General features: G+C 65.0%; 21 protein-coding genes. 4 read left to right on the forward strand and 17 right to left on the reverse strand.

Annotated elements, in window-relative coordinates:
• The first annotated feature begins 51 nt into the window (after positions 1–51).
• Positions 52–804, forward strand: a complete 753-nt coding sequence (locus tag ACVWZ5_RS04380; protein ID WP_457340432.1) for a DUF2059 domain-containing protein — start codon at positions 52–54, stop codon at positions 802–804.
• Here ACVWZ5_RS04380 and bipL read toward each other — a convergent pair whose 3' ends face one another.
• A complete protein-coding gene (bipL, locus tag ACVWZ5_RS04385) occupies positions 805–1,731 on the reverse strand; it encodes a phospholipase BipL (RefSeq protein WP_096048942.1) in 927 nt (308 codons plus the stop codon).
• Positions 1,732–1,843: 112 nt separating this feature from the next.
• Between bipL and ACVWZ5_RS04390 the strand changes: the two genes are divergently transcribed.
• On the forward strand, positions 1,844–2,401 hold the full coding sequence (locus ACVWZ5_RS04390) for a DUF6436 domain-containing protein (RefSeq protein ID WP_457340433.1): 558 nt from the start codon (positions 1,844–1,846) through the stop codon (positions 2,399–2,401).
• Here ACVWZ5_RS04390 and ACVWZ5_RS04395 read toward each other — a convergent pair.
• Positions 2,380–2,946 (reverse strand): sugar O-acetyltransferase, encoded by a 567-nt coding sequence (locus ACVWZ5_RS04395; RefSeq protein ID WP_062359830.1) that lies wholly within the window; start codon positions 2,944–2,946, stop codon positions 2,380–2,382. The two genes, ACVWZ5_RS04390 and ACVWZ5_RS04395, sit on opposite strands and share 22 nt — an antisense overlap.
• An 88-nt stretch (positions 2,947–3,034) precedes the next feature.
• Here ACVWZ5_RS04395 and ACVWZ5_RS04400 point away from each other — a divergent pair, with 88 nt between their 5' ends.
• Both ACVWZ5_RS04400 and ACVWZ5_RS04405 read left to right on the forward strand, forming a co-directional pair.
• Positions 3,035–5,398 (forward strand): penicillin acylase family protein, encoded by a 2,364-nt coding sequence (locus ACVWZ5_RS04400; protein ID WP_457340434.1) that lies wholly within the window; start codon positions 3,035–3,037, stop codon positions 5,396–5,398.
• A gap of 47 nt (positions 5,399–5,445) precedes the next feature.
• Positions 5,446–6,264, forward strand: coding sequence for an alpha/beta fold hydrolase (locus ACVWZ5_RS04405; RefSeq protein WP_062572507.1), 819 nt, complete (start codon positions 5,446–5,448; stop codon positions 6,262–6,264).
• Positions 6,265–6,301: 37 nt separating this feature from the next.
• On the opposite strand, the gene ACVWZ5_RS04410 is transcribed toward ACVWZ5_RS04405, so the two are convergent.
• The 15 genes from ACVWZ5_RS04410 to oscA all read right to left on the reverse strand — a co-directional run bounded on the left by ACVWZ5_RS04410 (position 6,302) and on the right by oscA (position 18,983).
• Positions 6,302–7,174 (reverse strand): transporter substrate-binding domain-containing protein, encoded by an 873-nt coding sequence (locus tag ACVWZ5_RS04410; protein ID WP_062572506.1) that lies wholly within the window; start codon positions 7,172–7,174, stop codon positions 6,302–6,304.
• Positions 7,171–7,944: an amino acid ABC transporter ATP-binding protein gene (locus ACVWZ5_RS04415; protein WP_186599655.1), complete on the reverse strand. Its 774-nt coding sequence runs from the start codon at positions 7,942–7,944 to the stop codon at positions 7,171–7,173. Before ACVWZ5_RS04415 ends, ACVWZ5_RS04410 begins: the two co-directional genes overlap by 4 nt.
• Positions 7,941–8,600, reverse strand: coding sequence for an amino acid ABC transporter permease (locus ACVWZ5_RS04420; RefSeq protein WP_062572504.1), 660 nt, complete (start codon positions 8,598–8,600; stop codon positions 7,941–7,943). The genes ACVWZ5_RS04415 and ACVWZ5_RS04420 overlap by 4 nt, the downstream gene beginning before the upstream one ends.
• A complete protein-coding gene (locus ACVWZ5_RS04425; RefSeq protein ID WP_050707417.1) occupies positions 8,581–9,246 on the reverse strand; it encodes an amino acid ABC transporter permease in 666 nt (221 codons plus the stop codon). The genes ACVWZ5_RS04420 and ACVWZ5_RS04425 overlap by 20 nt, the downstream gene beginning before the upstream one ends.
• Before the next feature lie 553 nt (positions 9,247–9,799).
• Positions 9,800–10,585, reverse strand: a complete 786-nt coding sequence (locus ACVWZ5_RS04430) for a MetQ/NlpA family ABC transporter substrate-binding protein (protein ID WP_084941214.1) — start codon at positions 10,583–10,585, stop codon at positions 9,800–9,802.
• 181 nt (positions 10,586–10,766) lie between these two features.
• Positions 10,767–11,714 (reverse strand): sigma 54-interacting transcriptional regulator, encoded by a 948-nt coding sequence (locus ACVWZ5_RS04435; RefSeq protein WP_084941217.1) that lies wholly within the window; start codon positions 11,712–11,714, stop codon positions 10,767–10,769.
• Positions 11,715–11,776: 62 nt separating this feature from the next.
• Complete coding sequence (locus ACVWZ5_RS04440) at positions 11,777–12,358, reverse strand: alpha/beta hydrolase (RefSeq protein ID WP_062572501.1); 582 nt, start codon at positions 12,356–12,358, stop codon at positions 11,777–11,779.
• Between the two features lie 242 nt (positions 12,359–12,600).
• Positions 12,601–13,002, reverse strand: coding sequence for an ExbD/TolR family protein (locus ACVWZ5_RS04445; protein ID WP_028688526.1), 402 nt, complete (start codon positions 13,000–13,002; stop codon positions 12,601–12,603).
• A 1-nt stretch (position 13,003) separates the two neighbouring features.
• On the reverse strand, positions 13,004–13,726 hold the full coding sequence (locus ACVWZ5_RS04450; protein WP_028688527.1) for a MotA/TolQ/ExbB proton channel family protein: 723 nt from the start codon (positions 13,724–13,726) through the stop codon (positions 13,004–13,006).
• 30 nt (positions 13,727–13,756) lie between these two features.
• Complete coding sequence (locus tag ACVWZ5_RS04455; protein WP_062572499.1) at positions 13,757–14,554, reverse strand: energy transducer TonB; 798 nt, start codon at positions 14,552–14,554, stop codon at positions 13,757–13,759.
• A 298-nt stretch (positions 14,555–14,852) separates the two neighbouring features.
• A complete protein-coding gene (locus tag ACVWZ5_RS04460; RefSeq protein ID WP_028688529.1) occupies positions 14,853–15,842 on the reverse strand; it encodes a sulfate/molybdate ABC transporter ATP-binding protein in 990 nt (329 codons plus the stop codon).
• A gap of 3 nt (positions 15,843–15,845) precedes the next feature.
• Complete coding sequence (cysW, locus tag ACVWZ5_RS04465; RefSeq protein WP_062572498.1) at positions 15,846–16,715, reverse strand: sulfate ABC transporter permease subunit CysW; 870 nt, start codon at positions 16,713–16,715, stop codon at positions 15,846–15,848.
• A 12-nt stretch (positions 16,716–16,727) separates the two neighbouring features.
• On the reverse strand, positions 16,728–17,546 hold the full coding sequence (gene cysT / locus ACVWZ5_RS04470) for a sulfate ABC transporter permease subunit CysT (protein ID WP_062572497.1): 819 nt from the start codon (positions 17,544–17,546) through the stop codon (positions 16,728–16,730).
• 198 nt (positions 17,547–17,744) lie between these two features.
• Entirely contained in the window at positions 17,745–18,752 is a 1,008-nt protein-coding gene (locus ACVWZ5_RS04475) for a sulfate ABC transporter substrate-binding protein (RefSeq protein WP_069015899.1), read from the reverse strand.
• Positions 18,753–18,800: 48 nt separating this feature from the next.
• Positions 18,801–18,983 carry a sulfur starvation response protein OscA gene (oscA, locus tag ACVWZ5_RS04480; protein WP_016489716.1) on the reverse strand — a complete coding sequence of 61 codons (183 nt, stop codon included), beginning with the start codon at positions 18,981–18,983 and terminating at the stop codon, positions 18,801–18,803.
• Positions 18,984–18,987: the final 4 nt, after the last annotated feature.

An 18,987-nucleotide genomic window follows, 5' to 3' on the forward strand; every position in this document is an offset into this window, starting at 1 on the left:
CAAAGCCCCGCCACGCCTAGGACAATAGCGGCCTGCCGACAGGAGTCCTGAATGCGCCGTCTGTTTTCCCTGCTTCTGCTGATGATCTGCACCATGCCTGTCTGGGCAGACAGCCTCGATCAGCTGTACAAGGCCGCCGGCTGGCCCGACCAGCGCGCCCATTTCAACGATGCCGTGAGCGCCGCCCAGCAGCGCTACCGCAACAGCCTGCCGCCTGCCGTCTACCAGGCGCTGGTCAACAACAGCAACCAGCGCTTCCAGGCCCAGGCCATGGACCGCCGGGCCCAGGCGCAACTGCGCGCCAACCTGCCCAACCCCTCGCCGGCCCTGGCATTCTTCCAGTCACCGCTGGGGCGCAAGGTGGTGGCCGCCGAGCTGCTGGCCACGCGCAAGGACCAGCTGGCCAAGAACGCCAAGGGCCTGCCGAAGGTCCAGGCCAGCGACAACCGCCTGCTGATCGTCGGCCACCTGGCCCAGGCCCTGCCGGCCCGCGAAGCCGGCGCCGAGGTCAGCCTGGCGATCGCCGGCGTGGCGGCCGACAGCCTGAGCTCGATGCTGCCCGGCCTGTTCGGTGGCGGCCAGGCGCAGAACCTGCTCGATGGCCAGCGCCAGCGCCTGATGAACCAGGTCGGCGAAGACCTGAACAATACCCTGCTGTACGTCTATCGCGACCTGTCGGACGCCGAGCTGGAGGAATTCGCCACCTTCGCTGAATCCGCCGAAGGCCAGGCCTACTACAAGGCAGCGGTGGCCGCGGTACGCGCCGCCCTGGCCGTGGGCCAGAACGCCGCCGAGCTGAAGTGATCAGCCCAGGCGCTGGCCGATGAAGTCGAAATAGCGCTGGCGAATGCCGGGCAGCTCGTTGGCCAGGTGATGCCGCGCTTCGGGCAGCATGAGGATCTGCGGTTCGGCGAACTTGGCCTTGAGCACCTTGAGGTTGTAGGGCCAGTCCACCGTGCCGTCCGCCTCGCCCTGCACGATCAGGGGCTGGCGTGTGCTGCGCGGCGCGGCTTCGATACGCCGGACCCACTTCATCAGCGCCCCGACCCAGGCGGTCGGCAGGCGCCGTGGCTGCAGCGGATCGGCCTCAAGGAAGGGCAGGAAAGCCGGGTCGTTGGTGTTCTCGCTGAAGCGCCGCTCGATGCCGTTGACGAAGTGGCGCAGCACCCGATAGCTCAGTTTCGACCAGTGCCAGGCACGCGGGCGCACCAGGGGCGCGAGCAGGATCACCTGGCCGTCGGCCGGGCTGCGTTCGCCCTGATGCAGCAGGTGATCGACCACGATTGCCCCACCGGTGCTCTGTCCACACAGATGCCAAGGGCGTGGCAGCTCCAGCAGGCGGGCCTGCTCGAACAGCGCATCGAGCACTTGCTGGTAGATGCCAAAATCGTCGATGCTGGCCCGCTCGCCGCTGGACAGGCCATGGCCGGGCAGGTCGCAACCGATCACCGCGTAGCCCTGGCCCAATGCCCAGGCGATCACATGCCGGTACAGGCCCATGTGATCGTAATAGCCGTGCAGCAGGAACACTGTCGCCACCGGTTGCTCCGGCAGCCAGAGCTGTCCGACCAGATCGAAGCCCGCCACGCGGAAGCCACCCAGCCAACTGCGCGCGGGTAGATCCAGGCCGTAGAAGCGCTGGTAGGCCTGGCCCTGGGCGGACAACGGCTGGCGATCAGCAAGGGGCGACAGGCTGGTACGCAACTGGTCGGGATTGAAGCTGGCGGGCATCGGTACATCCAGTGTGAAGCAATTATTGATCTGCGATATTCAGCTCTGAGCCGCGCCATGGCAAGCTTGGCCCCTCCTCCGATGAACAGTGCGACCTCGTGCCAAGGCCCCCATGGCGAAGCGATTTATCACATTACTTGCACTGCTGCTCTGCGCCACCACCCTCTGGTGGGCCTACGACAGCTTCCAGTCCCGCTACCTGCGCACCTTCGACAACCAGACCACCTTCTTCGATGGCAGCCAGCTGCGCCTGCCCCCCGAACTGGCAGGTCCGGGCCCGATCCGCGTGGTGCACTTCTGGGACCCGGCCTGCCCGTGCAACGTCGGCAACCAGCAGCACCTGGGCGAGCTGCTCGAGCGCTTCGCGCCGCTCGGGGTCAGCTTCCATGTCTTGCAAAAACCTGGCAGCCACGGCCAACTGCCAGCCAACCTGGGAACACTCAAGCCCCTTACCAGCCTACCCGGCAGCGAGCACCTGCCCGCCAGCCCCGCCGTGGCGATCTGGGACCACGACGGTAATCTCGCCTACTTCGGCCCCTACAGCGAAGGGGCGGTGTGCAACTCCAACAACAGCTTCATCGAACCGATCCTCACGGCGCTGAATGAAGGCCGCCGGGTGCAGGCATCCAATACCCTGGCCGTCGGCTGCTATTGCCCTTGGACCGGCTGACGCACCCGTGCCGGATTGCCTACCACCACCGCCCCCGCCGGCACATCCCGGGTCACCACGCTGCCGGCGCCGACCACGGCGTTATCACCGATGGTCACCCCAGGCAGGATGATTGCCCCGCCGCCGATCCAGACATTGTCGCCGATGATCACCGGGCGCCCGCTTTCCAGGCCACTGCGGCGCAGCGCCGGGTCCAGCGGGTGGTCGGCGGTGTAGATCTGTACCGCCGGGGCGATCTGGCAATCGGCACCGATCCGCACAGGAAGCACGTCGAGAATCACGCAGTTGAAGTTCATGAAGGTGTTGGTGCCCACACTGATGTTGTAGCCGTAGTCGCAATGGAATGGCGGGCGGATCACCACGCCGCTGCCCACACTGCCGAAATGCTCCTCCAACAGGCCATGACGCGCCTCGTTGGGCTGATCGACACTGTTGTTGTAGCGGTGCATCCAGTGGCGGTTGGCCGCCTGTTCGGCTTGCAGCTCGGGACAGCCGGCATGGTAGAGCTGGCCTGCCAGCATTTTCTGTTTTTCGCTGAGGGACATGGAAACTCCTTCCAGGGGACTATGCTCAGTTCGCGAATCCGCCGATGATCGGACCATATTTTCTCGTTCGAGTGCACAAGGAGTCTCGATGAAGCGCAGCCTGACCTTGCTGGCGGTGGTGATCGCAGTGGCCGCCGCAGGCACCGGTTACTGGTACGTGCGCGGCAAGCAGCCGCAACGTGACGGCGAGGTGGCCGTCGGCGGATTGCAGGCGCCGGTCAGCGTGCGTTTCGATGCCCGCGGCGTGCCGCACCTGCAGGCGCAGAACGAGCAGGACCTGTACCGCGCCCTGGGCTACGTGCACGCCCAGGACCGTCTGTTCCAGATGGAGATCATGCGACGCCTGGCCCGTGGCGAGCTGGCCGAGGTGCTGGGCGAGAAGCTGCTGCCCACCGACACCCTGTTCCGCAGCCTGCGCATCCGCGACCAGGCGGCCCTCATGGCGCAGCGCCAGGACCGCCAGTCGCCGGCCTGGCAGGCGCTGCAGGCTTACCTGGACGGCATCAACCAGTGGCAGGCCGGCCATCCCAAACCCATGGAGTTCGACCTGCTCGGCATCCCGCCACGCCCCTTCACCGCCGAGGACACCCTGAGCATCGCCGGCTACCTCGCCTACAGCTTCGCCGCGGCGTTTCGTACCGACCCCGCGCTGACCTACATCCGCGACCAGCTCGGCCCCGACTACCTGAAGATCTTCGACCTTGACTGGCAGCCCGACGGCGCCGTGGCCCCCCCTCTGGCCGCCGCCGACTGGCGCAGCCTGGAGCAGCTGGCGCGGCTGAGTCACGACGCCCTGGGCGATGCCGGGATCCCGCAGTTCGAAGGCAGCAACGCCTGGGCCGTGGCTGGCAGCCGCACCCGCAGTGGCCGGCCGCTGCTGGCGGGCGATCCGCACATCAGCTTCGCCGTGCCGGCAATCTGGTACGAGGCGGAGCTGTCGGCGCCGGGTTTCAACCTGTATGGCTACTTCCAGGCGCTCAACCCGTTCGCCCTGCTCGGCCACAACCGCGACTTCGGCTGGAGCCTGACCATGTTCCAGAACGACGACGTTGACCTGATCGCGGAGCGGACCAATCCGCAGGACCCCGAGCAGGTGATGGTCGATGGCCGCTGGCAGCCACTGGAAAAAATCGAACAGAAGATCGCGGTCAAGGGCGCGGAACCTGCCAGCATCACCCTGCGCCGCTCGCCCCACGGGCCGATCGTCAACAGCGTGCTCGGCGATACCGCAGGCCCGACGCCCATCGCCATGTGGTGGGCGTTCCTGGAAACAGAGAACCCGATACTCGAGGGCTTCTACCAGATCAACCGCGCCGACACCCTGGGCAAGATGCGCGAGGCGGCCGCCAAGGTCCAGGCGCCGGGGCTGAACCTGGTATGGGCCAATGCCCAGGGCGATATCGGCTGGTGGGCCGCGGCGCGCCTGCCGATCCGCCCCGACGGCGTCAACCCGGCGTTCATTCTCGATGGTGCCAGCGGCCAGGCCGCCAAGCCGGGCTTCTACCCGTTCAGCGCCAATCCGCAGCAGGAGAACCCGGCGAGCGGCTACATCGTCTCGGCCAACTACCAGCCGCCCGGCGCAATCCCCGTGCCCGGCTACTACAACCTGGCTGACCGCGGTCGCCAGCTCGATCGCCAGTTGAGCGACCCGGACATCAAGTGGGACACCCAGAACAGCCAGGCCCTGCAACTGGACACCAGCACCGACTACGGCCCGCGTACCCTGGCGCCGCTGCTCGGCACCTTGCGCAACGTCGCCCAGGGCGACGAGGAGAAGGAGCTGGTCGAGCAACTGGCCGCCTGGCGCGGCGACTATCCGCTGGACTCCACCAGTGCCACGCTGTTCAACCAGTTCCTCTACGAACTGGCGTTCGCCGCCCTGCACGACGAGCTGGGCGACACCTGGTTCCCGGTGCTGATCAGCACCCGCGCCATCGACGCCGCCCTGCCCCGCCTGGCCGCGGACCCGGCATCGCCCTGGTGGAACCTGCGCGGCGCCAGCGAACCTACCGACCGCGGCGCCATCGTGCGCCTGGCCTGGCAACGCAGCCTCAAGCACCTGCGCGAGACATTCGGCAAGGATCCGGCCAGCTGGCAATGGGGCAAGGCCCACACCCTCACCCACAACCATCCACTGGGGGTGAGGAAGCCGCTCAACCTGCTGTTCAATGTCGGCCCGTTCGCCGCGCCCGGCACCCACGAGGTGCCGAACAACCTGTCGGCGAAGATCGGCCCGGCGCCCTGGCCGGTGACCTATGGTCCTTCAACCCGCCGGTTGATCGACTTCGCCGACGCAGGCGCCGCGCTGACCATCAACCCCGTCGGGCAGAGTGGCGTGCCGTTCGACCGGCATTACGGCGATCAGGCCGAGGACTATATCGAGGGGCGCTATCACAAGGCGCGGATGGGGGTGATTCCGGCGCAGAGCACGTTGCGGCTGGTGCCCAGATAGAAACCGGGGCCACACAGCGGCCCTCTCGCAATCCATGAGGTCACGCAATGCAGAAACTCTTCATCGAGATAGACGGAGCACGCATGAGCTATGTCGACCAGGGCCAGGGCTTCCCAGTGCTGCTGGGACACAGCTACCTGTGGTCGTCCGCCATGTGGCAACCGCAGATCGACGCCCTGTCACGGCACTTCCGGGTCATCGTGCCTGAGCTGTGGGGGCACGGCGATTCCGCCGCTCCGCCCGCCAGTACCGTCGACATGGCTGCCCTGGCTCGACAGCACCTGGCATTGCTCGATGCCCTGGATATCCAGAAGTGCCACCTGGTCGGGCTGTCGGTTGGCGGCATGTGGGGCGCGCAGCTGGCCGTTGACCACCCTGAACGAGTCGACCGCCTGGTGCTGATGGACACCTACCTGGGCGCCGAGCCCGAGCCGACGCGGCTGAAGTATTTCGGTTTGCTGGATGCGGCAAGCAAAGCGGGAGCCTTCATAGACCCGTTGCTGGACGTTGTGGTGCCGATTTTCTTCCATGCCGGTGGCCAGACGGTGCCCGAGGTGCGCGAATGCTTCCGTGCGGACCTCAAGGCAAGCAGCGCCGAAACCATCCGGGACAGCCTCGATCCGATGGGCCGGGTGATCTTCGGCCGGCCAGACCTGCTGGCGCGACTGGGTGAGCTGCCAGGAGAGCGAACCATCGTGCTCTGTGGCGACCAGGACATTCCAAGGCCACCAACGGAGTCCGCCGAGATGGCGCAGCTGATTGGATGCTTGGCGGCACAGATTCCATTCGCCGGGCATATTTCCAGCCTGGAGAATCCGCAGGTGGTGAATGATTTCCTGTTGAACTGGTTGCCGCGAAATCGCTGAGACCGGAGGGGGCCGCTGTGCGGCCCCGTTCAGGTAATCAACCCTGCCACTTGCCGCCCTCGACGATCACGCTCTCAGGCTTGGTGTCGTCGCTCAGTTCCTTGCGCACGTACTGGTCGTACAGCTTGAGCAGGAACTTCTCCTCGCCCAGCTTGGCCAGCTCGCTGTTCACCCAGTCGCGCAACTCGGTGTTGCCCTTCTTCACCGCCGGAGCAATCGGCGCCTCGTCGCCCAGCAGCTGCGGCAGCACGCGATAGCCCGGGTTCTGCTTGGCCCAGCTGAACAGGATCAGGTTGTCCTGGGCATAGGCATCGCCACGGCCATTGGCCAGGGCGGCCAGCGACTCGGTGTTCTTCTCGAACTTCAGCAGCTTCCAGTCCGGGTGATTCATGGTCAGCCAGATATCGGCGGTGGTGCCGGTGGTGACGATAATGGTCTTGTCGGCCAGGTCGTCGAGCTTCTGCACCGGGCTGCCATCGGCGACGATGGCCTGCACCGCCACGCGCAGGTTGGGGTTGGTGAAGTCCACCGCTTCCTTGCGCTCGGGGGTGACGGTCATGTTGGCGAGGATCAGGTCGACCTTGTCGCTCTGCAGGAACGGAATGCGGCTGGCAGGCTCGACGGCGACGAACTCGACCTTGCTTTCATCGCCCAGCAGGTCCTTGGCGAAGCGACGGCCGATGTCGGTGTCGAAGCCCACGTAGCGGCCGCTTTCATCGACGAAGCCGAACGGTGGCTTGTCGGTGAACACACCGACGATCAGCTTGTCGCGGGCCTTGATGGTTTCCAGGTAGCTGGAGGCCGGCGAGGCAGCAGCAGGCTTGGCCGGGTCTTCGGACTTGTTGCAGCCGGCCAGCAGGGCCAGGCCAAGCAGTGGAGCGAGCAGTTTGGCGAACGGGGCAATCTTCATGACAGTTCCTTGTGCAGTGTCTTGGGCAGGCTTTCGACGAACGAGAATTTCTCCAGGAACTGCTGCGCGCGTGCGGTCTGCGGTTGGGTGAAGAAGCGCTCGGGGTGGTTCTGTTCAAGGATCCTGCCGGCCTCCATGAACACGATGCGGTCGGCCACCGCGCGGGCGAAGGCCATTTCGTGGGTGACGATGAGCAGGGTCATGCCTTCGCGGGCCAGGCCCTGGATCACCTGCAGCACCTCCTTGACCATCTCCGGGTCGAGGGCGGCGGTGACCTCGTCGAACAGCATCACCTGGGGGTTCATGCACAGCGAACGGACGATGGCGATGCGTTGCTGCTGGCCACCGGAGAGCTGGCGGGGGAAAGCGTCGCGCTTGTCCAGCAACCCGACCCGGGCCAGCAGCGCCTCGGCCTGGGCCTGGGCCTCGCGGCGTTCGCGCTTCTGCACCTTCAGCGGGCCCAGCAGCAGGTTGTCGAGCACGCTCATGTGACCGAACAGGTGGTAGCTCTGGAACACCATGCCGACCCGCTGGCGCACCTGGCGCCAGTCGGTGTCGGGGCCGAGCAGCTCCTGGCCGTCGAGACGCAGGCTGCCGCCCTGGGCCTCCTCCAGGCCGTTGAGGCAGCGCAGCAGGGTGCTCTTGCCGCAGCCGCTGGGGCCGAGGATCACCACCACCTCGCCGGACTGGACCTTGAGGTCGATGTCCGCGAGCACCTGGTGCTGGCCGAAGAACTTGTTGAAGCCTTGGAATTCGATCAATGGATTCATGCGTGGGCCCAGCGCCGCTCCAGCACGCGGGAGGCGGCCGACAGCGGGTAGCAGACAAGAAAGAAGAACAGGAACAGCGCGCCGTAGATCAGCACCGACTCGTAGGTGCGTTCGATGATCTGCTGCCCCGCCTTGATCACTTCGACCACGCCGATCAGCACCGCCAACGAGCTGGTCTTGATGATCCGCGTGTAGAGGTTGATGATCGGCGGGGTCATGCGCTTGAGCGCCTGGGGCAGCAGCACGTAGCCATACAGCTGCCAGCCGGCCAGGCCGATCGACAACCCCGCCTCGCGCTGCCCGCGTGGCAGCGACTGCAAGGCGCCGCGCACCACCTCGCCGACCTCGCTGGCGCCCCACAGGCCCAGCACCAGCACCGCGCACCAGAAACTGGGAATGCTCAGGCCGAAGAAGATCGGCAAGCCGAAGAACACCAGGTACAGCCAGACCAGCACTGGAATCGCCCTGAACAGTTCCAGGTACACCTGCAGCAGGATGTTCAGCCAGCGCTTGCCGAGGGTCGCCAGCACGCCGTAGAGCACACCGCCGAGGGTGGCGAACAGAATGCCCAGGGCCGAGATCGCCAGGGTCTGCCCGGCGCCCGTGGCCAGTTGCGGCAGCGAAACCAGCAGCAGCTCAATGCCCGAACTGGCCATGTTGCAGCCTCCGTTCCAGGTAGCGCAGCAGCAGCGACAGCGGCAGGAAGATCAGCACGCAGAGCAGGGTCAGCACGGCGAGCATTTCGTAGGTCTTGTAGTACAGGGCGATGTAGTTCTTGGTGGTGTAGAGGATCTCCGGCACCGCCACCGCCGACACCACGGTGGTTTCCTTGAGCAGGAAGACGAAGTTGGCGAACAGTGCCGGCAGGCTGAGGATGCCAGCCTGGGGCAGGATCACATGGCGCAGCAGCTGGCCCTCGGAGAGCCCGATGGAGCGCCCGGACTCCAGTTGCGCCCGCGGCACTGCTTCTACCCCGGCGCGCAGCACCTCGGTGAGATAGGCGCCGCCCATGAACGTCAGGGTGATGATCGCGGCGGCGAAGCCGGACACCTTCAGCCCCAGGCTCGGCAAGGCGAAGTAGACGAAGAACAGCTGGATCAGCAGCGGTGTGTTGCGGGCCAGTTCCACGTAGCCCTTGACCAGGCGCCACAGGTACGGCGTGCGCAACACCAGGATCGTCGCGTTGAGCAGCGCCACCAGCAACGAGGTGACGATGGCGATCGCCCCGACTTGCAGGGTCACGCCAACGGCCTTGAAGAAGGCCGGCAGTGTGCTAAGCATGAAAGCGGTGTCGAAGCTCATGGAAGGAGCCTCGACACGGGGTCACGAAGGTACGGCATGGGGCAGGTCCAGGGTCGGCACGAGGGTGGCTCGGCGTCGTTTCACGAATAGTGGCGCTGTGCCGGTAAGCACGACCCCTAGACTCTAAAGGTATAAAAATATTTTTATAAATATCTTTATTGCATATCTATATCACCGCCCAGTGACGCTCAGAGATTTCCTTCATCCCACACGGACCTTTCCGAGCATTTTCCCCTCCAAGGGGTTTCAAACTGTGACTTGCACGGCCATCACATTCAAAACAAGGAAGACAACGATGAACAGCCCCTGCTTGCCTGCTTCGAATGAACAACTGCTGTGGCTCCTGGCCCTGCGCCGGGCGCTGGCCAGTCAGCGCTGAGGACGTCATCGTGGGGCAAGCCCGCTCCCACGCAGCTTGTTCTCACAAATGTGAGGCACCTGTGGGAGCGGGCTTGCCCCGCGATAGGGCCGAACCTGCCGCCCCCTCTTCAAGCCAGCCCAAACAAAAACGCCGACGCAAAATGCGTCGGCGTTTTTCGTACCAGTTCGCGTATCAGAACGCCGGCAGTACCGCACCGCTGTATTTCTTCTCGATGAACGCCTTCACCTCCGGGCTGGTCAGCGCCTTGGCCAGCTTCTGGATGGCCTCGCTGTCCTTGTTGTCCGGGCGGGCGACCAGGAAGTTAACGTAAGGCGAGTCGCTGCCTTCGATCACCAGCGCATCCTTGGCCGGGTTCAGGCCGGCTTCCAGCGCGTAGTTGGTGTTGATCATGTCCAGGTCGACCTGGTCCAGCACACGCGGCAGCATGGCCGACTCGAGCTCCTTGAACTTCAGCTTCTTCGGGTTCTCGGCGATGTCTTTCGGCGTGGCCAGGGCGTTCTTCGGATCCTTCAGGGTGATCAGGCCAGCCTTCTGCAGCAGCAGCAGGGCGCGGCCGCTGTTGCTACCTTCGTTGGGAATGGCGACAGTGGCGCCGTCCTTCAGCTCGGTCAGGCTCTTGACCTTCTTCGAGTAGCCACCGAACGGCTCGACGTGCACACCGATCACGGTTTCCAGGTGGGTGCCCTTGCCTTCGTTGAAGTTCTTCAGGTACGGCAGGGTCTGGAAGTAGTTGGCGTCCAGGCGCTTCTGGTCGACCTGCACGTTGGGCTGGACGTAGTCGGTGAAGACCTTGATTTCCAGGTCCACGCCCTCTTTGGCCAGGGTCGGCTTGATCAGCTCGAGGATTTCGGCATGCGGCACGGGTGTGGCGGCGACCACCAGTTTCTCGGCGGCATTGGCCAGGCCAGCAAACGAAAGGGCGGCGGCCAGGGCGGTGGTCAGCAGGGTCTTTTTCATGGTGATCCTTGTTCTAAAGCTGGGCCATCGCAGATGGCGAGTCGGGTGCCCATCCGTTCGGGTGGGCGTGCAACGGACAATACCGAGATTTTTTATTCCGTAAAAATATCTTTTGATTAGCTGCTTATTCCAAAAACAAATCGCCATCACCGCCTTTGCTTATGAGCGGCCACGCACTGCTCTACGGCGCGGCTTCGCCCAATTGCGCCAAGGCGGTGTTCAGCAACCCGCGCAGTTCGGCCACGGTTTGCGGCTCCCGACTGGCACCCAGTTGCGCGAGCTGACGGGCCAGGCTGGCCAAGGGTGCGGTATCCGGAAGGTCGAGGTGCGCCGGGAGGATTTCCTCGCCGTCGCTGACCAGCAGGGCAAAGTGGATGATGTTCTCCAGCTCACGGGTATTGCCCGGCCAGGCATGGGCCTCCAGCGCCTGCTGGGCAGCCTCGCTGATCAGGGGCAACGGCCGATCCAGGCGCACGCTGTAGATACCGACGAAGTACTCGGCCAGCGGCAGGATATCGCCGACCCGATCACGCAATGCCGGCAGCTCGAGCTCACCCTCGTGCAGGTAATGGTAGAGCCGTTCGTTGAAGCGCCCGGCGCGCACGGCCTGGGCCAGGTCGATGCTGGAAGCGGCCACCAGCCGCACATCGACCGCCTGCGGCTGGGTGGCGCCGACCCGGGTTACCTCGCGGTTCTCCAGGGCGGCCAGCAGCTTGCCCTGGATCGCCAGGGGCAGGTCGGCGATCTCGTCCAGGTACAGCGTTCCGCCGTTGGCCGAGCCGAACCAGCCGGCTCGACTGCTGGCGGTGCCGCCCTGGGTAGCGGCACTGTAGCCGAACAGCTCGGCATCGGCGTAGGTCGGGCTGATGGCCGCGCAGTTGACCGACACGAACAACCCGCCGCGGTCACTGGCGCGGTGGATCTGCCGGGCCAGCAATTCCTTGCCGGTGCCGGTCTCGCCACGGATCAGCACGGGCAAGGGTTGTGGCGCCAGCCGCTCCAGGGCCTGGCGCAACGCCTGGGAGCGAGGATCGACGAACACCAGCGCCTTGGCGCGAATGCTCAACGGGCTCTTGTCCAATTCGGGGAAAGTCAGCAAAGGCTGGCCGAAAGCAGTGTGAAACGTCATGGAATACTCCCGCCCCGGTCGCACGCGACCGGGGATTCGACTCGTTCGAAAAAACCGGCGGATCAGGCGCGGCGCAGCGCGCGCTGATCGACACGGGCCTGCAGGCGGTAGAGGTAGGCGAAGCCCTGTTCCCAGCGCTCATGGCCGGACTTGACGTTGATGTGCCCGGCATCAGCCAGCAGCCCAGCCTCGGCACCCCAGGCCTGGGCCAGGTACAACGCGCGCGGCACACTCACCGCCGGGTCGTTGTCGGAGCTGACCACCTGGCTGGGGAACGGCAGGGCCTGCAGTGGAATCGGCGCGAAATTGCGCAGGGCCGGCGCGCAGGTCGGCCGCTCGACATCCGCCGGCGCCACCAGCAGTGCGCCACGTACTCGGCACAGCAGCTCGGGGCTGGCCTGGGCTGCCCAATGGGCGACCGTGATGCAGCCCAGGCTGTGGGCGATGAGAATTACCGGCGAGCGTTCGGCGGCAATCGCCTGCTCCAGGGCCTGCACCCAATCGCGCCGCTGCGGGGTCAGCCAGTCGTGCTGCTCGACCCGGGCGCTGTTGGGCAGGCTGCGCTGCCAGTGACTTTGCCAATGGTTGTCTGGCGATCCTTGCCAGCCCGGCACAATCAGGTAACGAATCGACTCATTGCGCATGGGGACGCCTCCGGAAGTTTGCGTGCTTGGGTGCAAGTATAGGGAGGGGGTTATATTCGTAAAGGAATAAGAAGCTATTTATTAATAACCAGAATTCCAGAAAGCAACTGTCTTGCACCGTGCTAAGTCCTGCTCCTACAGGGATCGCGAAAGGCTTCAAATCCGCGTCTCCAATAAAAAAAGGGCCATCCCCTGCCAAGGAAAATGGCCCCGAAGCACTTGCCTGAAGAGGGTATCGTCGGTCAGCGCGCGGTGATCACCGCCAGCTTGCTGATCCCGGCACGCTCGATCGCCGCCATCGCGCGGGCGACCTCGCCGTAGTTCACACCATCGTCGGCCTGCAACTGCACACGCAGCTCGGCGTCCTTGTCCTTGGCAGCCTTTAGGTTGGTCTCCAGCAAGTCCGGCTGGATCTCGTCCTTGTTGATGAACAGCTTGCCGCTGCCGTCGATGCTCACCACCAGCGGGTCCTTCTGCTCCACCGGGGCGACGGCCTCGGTCTTGGGCAGGTTGATCGGGATGGCATTGGTCAGCAACGGCGCGGTGACGATGAACACCACCAACAGCACCAGCATGACGTCCACCAATGGCGTGACGTTGATTTCACTCAACACTTCATCGCTGTCCTGGGTCGAGAAGGCCATGTCAGGAGGCCTCCTTCACCGGTTGGGTGAAGCCGGTGTGTTGGCGCTGCACGGCGGGGTGCACCAGCACGCGGAAGGCACTCTTCTGCGCCAGGCTGTAGAAGTCATGGGCAAAATCGTCGAGGTCCGCCGCGGTCAGCTTCAGGCGACGGAGGAAGTAGTTGTAGACCAGCACCGCCGGCACCGCGACGGCGATACCCACGCCGGTGGCGACCAGCGCCGCGCCGATCGGGCCGGCCACGGTTTCCAGGCTCGCCGAGCCCGCCGCGCTGATGCCCTTGAGGGCTTCCATGATGCCCCACACGGTGCCGAACAGGCCGATGAACGGCGAGGTGCTGCCGATACTGGCGACCACGGCCAGGCCGGTCTCCAGCGAACGGCGCTCGCGGACGATCTGCTGGCGCAGGGCGCGCTCCAGGCGATCCTGGTGGTTGATCGCCTGGCTGAGGTCACTGGCCTGACCAGGCTCGCCAACCGCGATCGCTGCAAAGCCCGCCTGGGCGACACGGGCGGCCGGGCCGGGCAGGTCGTGGGCGGGCTCGGCGGCGGAGTCGAGGCTGGAGGCGGCCCAGAACTGCTGGTGGAAGCGCTTGTCCTGGTTTTTCAGGCGCACGAACTGCACGACCTTGACCAGGGCCAGCGCCCAGGTGGCGACGGAGAAGCCGACCAGCAGCCAGATGACCGCGCTTTCAACGGATTCGAGGGGAGATGCCAACAAGCTCATGATGAAGTCCTTCCTGTATGCGGTCGCAAGTTAACGAAGCTTGAAATCGATCGGTACGCTGACCCAGCCCACCTGGGCCACGTCGCCCTGCTTGGCCGGGACGAAGCTCCAGCGTTTCACCGCGGCCAGCGCGGCGGCGTCCAGGGCATCGCGGCCACTGCTCTTCTGGATCTGGATCTGCCCCGGCTTGCCACTGGGCAGCACCTCCACGCGCAGCAGCACGGTGCCTTCCCAGCCGCGGCGCTGGGCCATCTGCGGATACTCCGGCGCCGGGTTCTTCAGGTACGCGGCGTTGGCCGAGGCAGGGGTCACCGGAGCCGGCGCGGGTGGCGCAGGTGCCGGCGCCGGGGGTGCTGGCGCGGCGACCGATGTCGGCGGTGGCGCCTCGACTGGCTTGGGCTGCGGCTTGGCCACGGGCTTGGGCAGCGGCTTGGGTTTGGGGACCGGCTTGGGCGCAGGCTTGGCGGCCAGTTCGTCGACCACCGGTGGCGGTGGCGGCGGCTGGACCACAGGGGCCGGCGGTGGCGGCTCGGCCACCGGTGGCGCTGGCGCGGCGAACTCGATGGTCATGGGCGGAATCTTCGGCGGGATGACCGGCAGCTCAGGGGTCGGCTGGTGGCTGACCCAGTACGCCACCGCGCCATGCAGCACCAGCACCAGCAGGCCCAGCGCCAGCTTGTCGCTACGCTTCAAGCCGCTGACCGGCGTGCGTTGCAGGCGCAGTTGCGCGAGCGGCAAGCGCAGGGTGCGGCCAAGCTCGACGAGCTCCCCTGGCGCGGGGCGCCAAGGCTGGTCGTAGGCCCGGGCGGAGGTCTGGACATTACCCATTGCTTGAGGCTCCTGGGGTGTTGATTCAGGTGTGTGGCTGAATCATCAGTGCCAGAGGCTTAGTTCATAAAGCAATGTTTAAACGTAAAGTTAGATATTTTTGGAATATTTATTTTGATCGACTGCCCACAGCCCGCGCCGTTCTTGGCCTGCAGCAAAACAGCTCGCGAACGATGCTTTATCGGCATTCAAAATATTCGTTCAAGGCATCGGTTCGCGGCGAGGGCTTCGCCCTCGATCGCGCTCAGGCAATAAAAAACCCGGGACCATGCCCGGGTTTTTCATCGCAAGCGCCAGCTCAGATATCCGTCACCTTCTGCCACACCTTCGGCCGGAAGAACAGCGTTTCCCCCCGCGCCAGCCCGGCCAGGCTGTCGTGATCCTTGACCACCTCGGCCTCGATCAGCTCGCTCTGCCCTTCCACCTTCAGCGTCACCCGCGTGGTTGCACCCAGCGGCCGGATATCGCGCACCTCGGCGGCATGGTGCCCCTCGGTCTCATGCCGAGACAGCGACACTTCGTGCGGCCGGAACAGCACATGATGGCCCTCGCTCAAAGCCAGACGGTTGGAGTCGCCAAGGAAGTGGTAGACGAAGTCGTTGGCCGGCTTCTCGTACACCTCACCCGGAGAGCCGATCTGCTCGATCACGCCCTTGTTCATCACCACGATACGGTCGGCGACTTCCATGGCCTCTTCCTGGTCGTGGGTGACGAACACCGAGGTCAGGTTGATGTCCTCGTGCAGGCGCGCCAGCCAGCGGCGCAGCTCCTTGCGCACCTTGGCATCCAGCGCCCCGAACGGCTCGTCGAGCAGCAATACCTTGGGCTCCACCGCCAGGGCACGGGCCAGGGCGATACGCTGGCGCTGGCCACCGGACAGCTGCTCGGGGTAGCGATCGGACAACCAGTCGAGCTGGACCATGTTCAGCAACTCATGGACCTTCTCGGCAATCTTGCTCTCACTCGGGCGCTCGCCCTTGGGCTTCATGCGCAGGCCGAAGGCGACGTTGTCGAACACGCTCATGTGGCGGAACAGTGCGTAGTGCTGGAACACGAAACCGACGTTGCGATCACGCACGTCATGGCCGGACACGTCCTCGCCATGGAACACGATGCTGCCGTCATCCGGGGTCTCGAGGCCGGCGATGATGCGCAGCAGGGTGGTCTTGCCGCAGCCGGACGGGCCGAGCAGGGCCACCAGCTCGCCGCTGTGGATATCCAGGTTGATGTTGTCCAGGGCCTGGAAGCTGTTGAAGCGCTTGCTGACGTTACGAACTTCGATCGACATGAATCATTCCTCCGCGGCGCTGTGGCGCAGGCGGTTAATACGGTTCTCGCTCCACTGCTTGAGCAGCAGGATGAAGAGCGCCAGGATCAGCAGCAGGCTGGCCACGCTGAAGGCCGCGACATGGTTGTACTCGTTGTAGAGGATCTCCACGTGCAGCGGCAAGGTGTTGGTGACGCCACGGATATGGCCCGACACGACAGACACCGCGCCGAACTCGCCCATGGCCCGGGCGGTGCACAGCACCACGCCGTAGATCAGGCCCCATTTGATGTTCGGCAGCGTGACGTGCCAGAACATCTGCCAGCCGTTGGCGCCCAGCAGGCGCGCGGCCTCCTCTTCCTGGGTGCCCTGCTCCTGCATCAGCGGAATCAGTTCACGGGCGACGAACGGCACGGTGACGAAGATGGTCGCCAGGACGATGCCCGGCAGGGCGAAGACGATCTGGATATCGTGGTCCTGCAGCCACGGCCCGAACAGGCCCTGCGCACCGAACATCAGCACATAGACCAGGCCGGCGATCACCGGCGATACCGAGAACGGCAGGTCGATCAGGGTGACCAGCAGGCTCTTGCCGCGGAACGTGTACTTGCTCACGCACCAGGCAGCAGACACACCGAACACCAGGTTCAGCGGCACCGAGATGGCCACCGCCAGCAGGGTCAGCTTGAGCGCGGACAGCGCGTCGGGCTCGAAGATCGCGTCGAAGAACGTGCCGAAGCCGTTCTTCAGTGCCTGCGACACCACGATCACCAACGGCAGCGCCAGGAACAGCGCGAAGACGATCCAGGCCAGGGCGATCAGCACCCGGCGCGAGGTGGCGCTGCTGCGTCGTGCGGCGTTGGCGGCGGTTGCACTCATGGGTTGACTAGACATTGCCGGCCTCCTTCAAGGGGTTTCGATGCGCCGCTGCAGCAGGTTGATCAGCAGCAGCAGGATGAAGGAAACCACCAGCATCAGCACGCCGATGGCAGTGGCGCCGGTGTAGTCGTACTGGTCGAGCTTGACCATGATCAGCAGCGGCAGGATCTCGGTCTTCATCGGCATGTTGCCGGCGATGAAGATCACCGAACCGTACTCGCCCACGCCCCGGGCGAAAGCCAGGGCGAAGCCGGTCAGCCAGGCCGGCAGCAGAGCCGGCGCCAGCACATGGCGGAACACCTGCAAGGGCCTGGCGCCCAGGCAGGCAGCGGCCTCCTCGACCTCACGCGGGATGTCGGCCAGCACAGGCTGCACCGTGCGCACCACGAACGGCAGGGTGACGAAGGTCAGCGCCAGGGTGATGCCAAGCGGCGTGTAGGCGATCTTGAAACCGAGGTCGGTGGCGAACTGGCCGACCCAGCCCGCCGGGGCGTACAGCGCGGTCAGGGCGATACCGGCAACGGCGGTGGGCAGGGCGAACGGCAGGTCGATCATCGCGTCGATGACCTTGCGCCCGGGGAAGGTGTAGCGAACCAGCACCCAGGCCAGCAGGGTGCCGATCACGCCGTTGATGATGGCGGCGAACAGGGCGGTGCCGAAACTCAGCTTCAGCGCGGCCAGCACCCGTGGTGCGCTGATGATGTTCCAGAACTGCTCCCAGGTGAGCTGCGCGGCATGCACGAACATGGCGGCCAGCGGTATCAGCACGATCAGGCTGAGGTACACCAAGGTGTAGCCCAGCGTCAGCCCGAAGCCGGGTATGACGGGGGAAATGCGACGTGACATAAAGGTCCCTGGTTGAACGCACGAAGCCCGGGAGCGCTCCCGGGCCCATGCAGGCTACTGAAGGGTGAAACGGTGGTAAGCGTGGGAGCGGCGGTGCGCCGGTGCGACTTGCCCCGCGATTACGATGGTGGGCTTACCGACGCCATCGCGGGGCAAGCCCGCTCCCACAACATACCCAGACACTGGCGGAACTACCGATCACTGTGCCTGATAGATCTGGTCGAACACACCGCCATCATTGAAGAACTTCGGCTGTGCAGTCTTCCAGCCACCGAAGTCCTTGTCGATGGTCACCAGGTCCAGTTTCGGGAACTGCTGGCCGAATTCGGCGGCGACCTTCGCGTCACGCGGACGGTAGAAGTTCTGCGCGGCGATCTTCTGGCCAGCGGGGCTGTACAGGTGCTTGAGGTACTCCTCTGCGATCTTCTCGTTGCCCTTCTTTTCGGCGTTCTTGTCGACCACCGCCACCGGTGGCTCGGCCAGGATCGACAGCGAAGGCACGACGATCTCGAACTTGTCGGCGCCGCCGTCTTCCTTCAGCGCCAGGAAGGCCTCGTTTTCCCAGGCCAGCAGCACATCGCCCTGGCCGTTGTTGACGAAGGTGATGGTCGAGCCACGGGCGCCGGTATCGAGCACCGGCACGTGCTTGAACAGCTCCTGCACGTAAGCCTTGGCCTTGTCTTCGCTACCGCCGGTCTTCAGCCCATAGGCCCAGGCGGCGAGGAAGTTCCAGCGGGCGCCGCCGGAGGTTTTCGGGTTGGGGGTGATGACCGAGACATCCTTCTTGATCAGGTCGCCCCAGTCCTTGATGCCTTTCGGGTTGCCCTTGCGCACCAGGAACACGATGGTCGAGGTGTACGGCGTGCTGGCGTCCGGCAGGCGCTTCTGCCAGTCCTCCGGCAGGGTCTTGCCGAGCTTGGCGATCTCGTCGATGTCACCGGCCAGGGCCAGGGTCACCACGTCGGCGCGCAGGCCGTCGATCACCGCGCGCCCCTGCTTGCCCGAACCACCGTGGGACTGCTGGATCTTCACCTTGTCGCCCGGGTGGGCGGCTTGCCAGTGCTTGATGAACTCGGCGTTGTACTGCTGGTACAGCTCGCGGGTCGGGTCATAGGACACGTTCAGCAGTTCGTAGTCCTTGGCGATCGCGGAACCGGCAAAAACCGCACTGGCCAGGGCGGCAAGCGCATAACGGCGGATGGACATGGTGAAGCTCCCGATTGGCATTTTTCTAGTTTTTGAAGTGATGCGGTGTCAGCCGGACTTGTTGCCGGGCTGCTGCAGGCGGAACTTCTCCTTGCGTTCGATCTGCACCACCTGGGCGTTGTGCACGGTGATCTCCACCGCGCCGAAGCGCAGGTCGCGCAGCGCGCTCTGGATTTCACGCAGAATGGTGGCTTCGTCCTGACCGTCGATGCTGCGCAGGGATGCACTCATGCTC

Source organism: Pseudomonas sp. TE6283, from assembly GCF_054060555.1.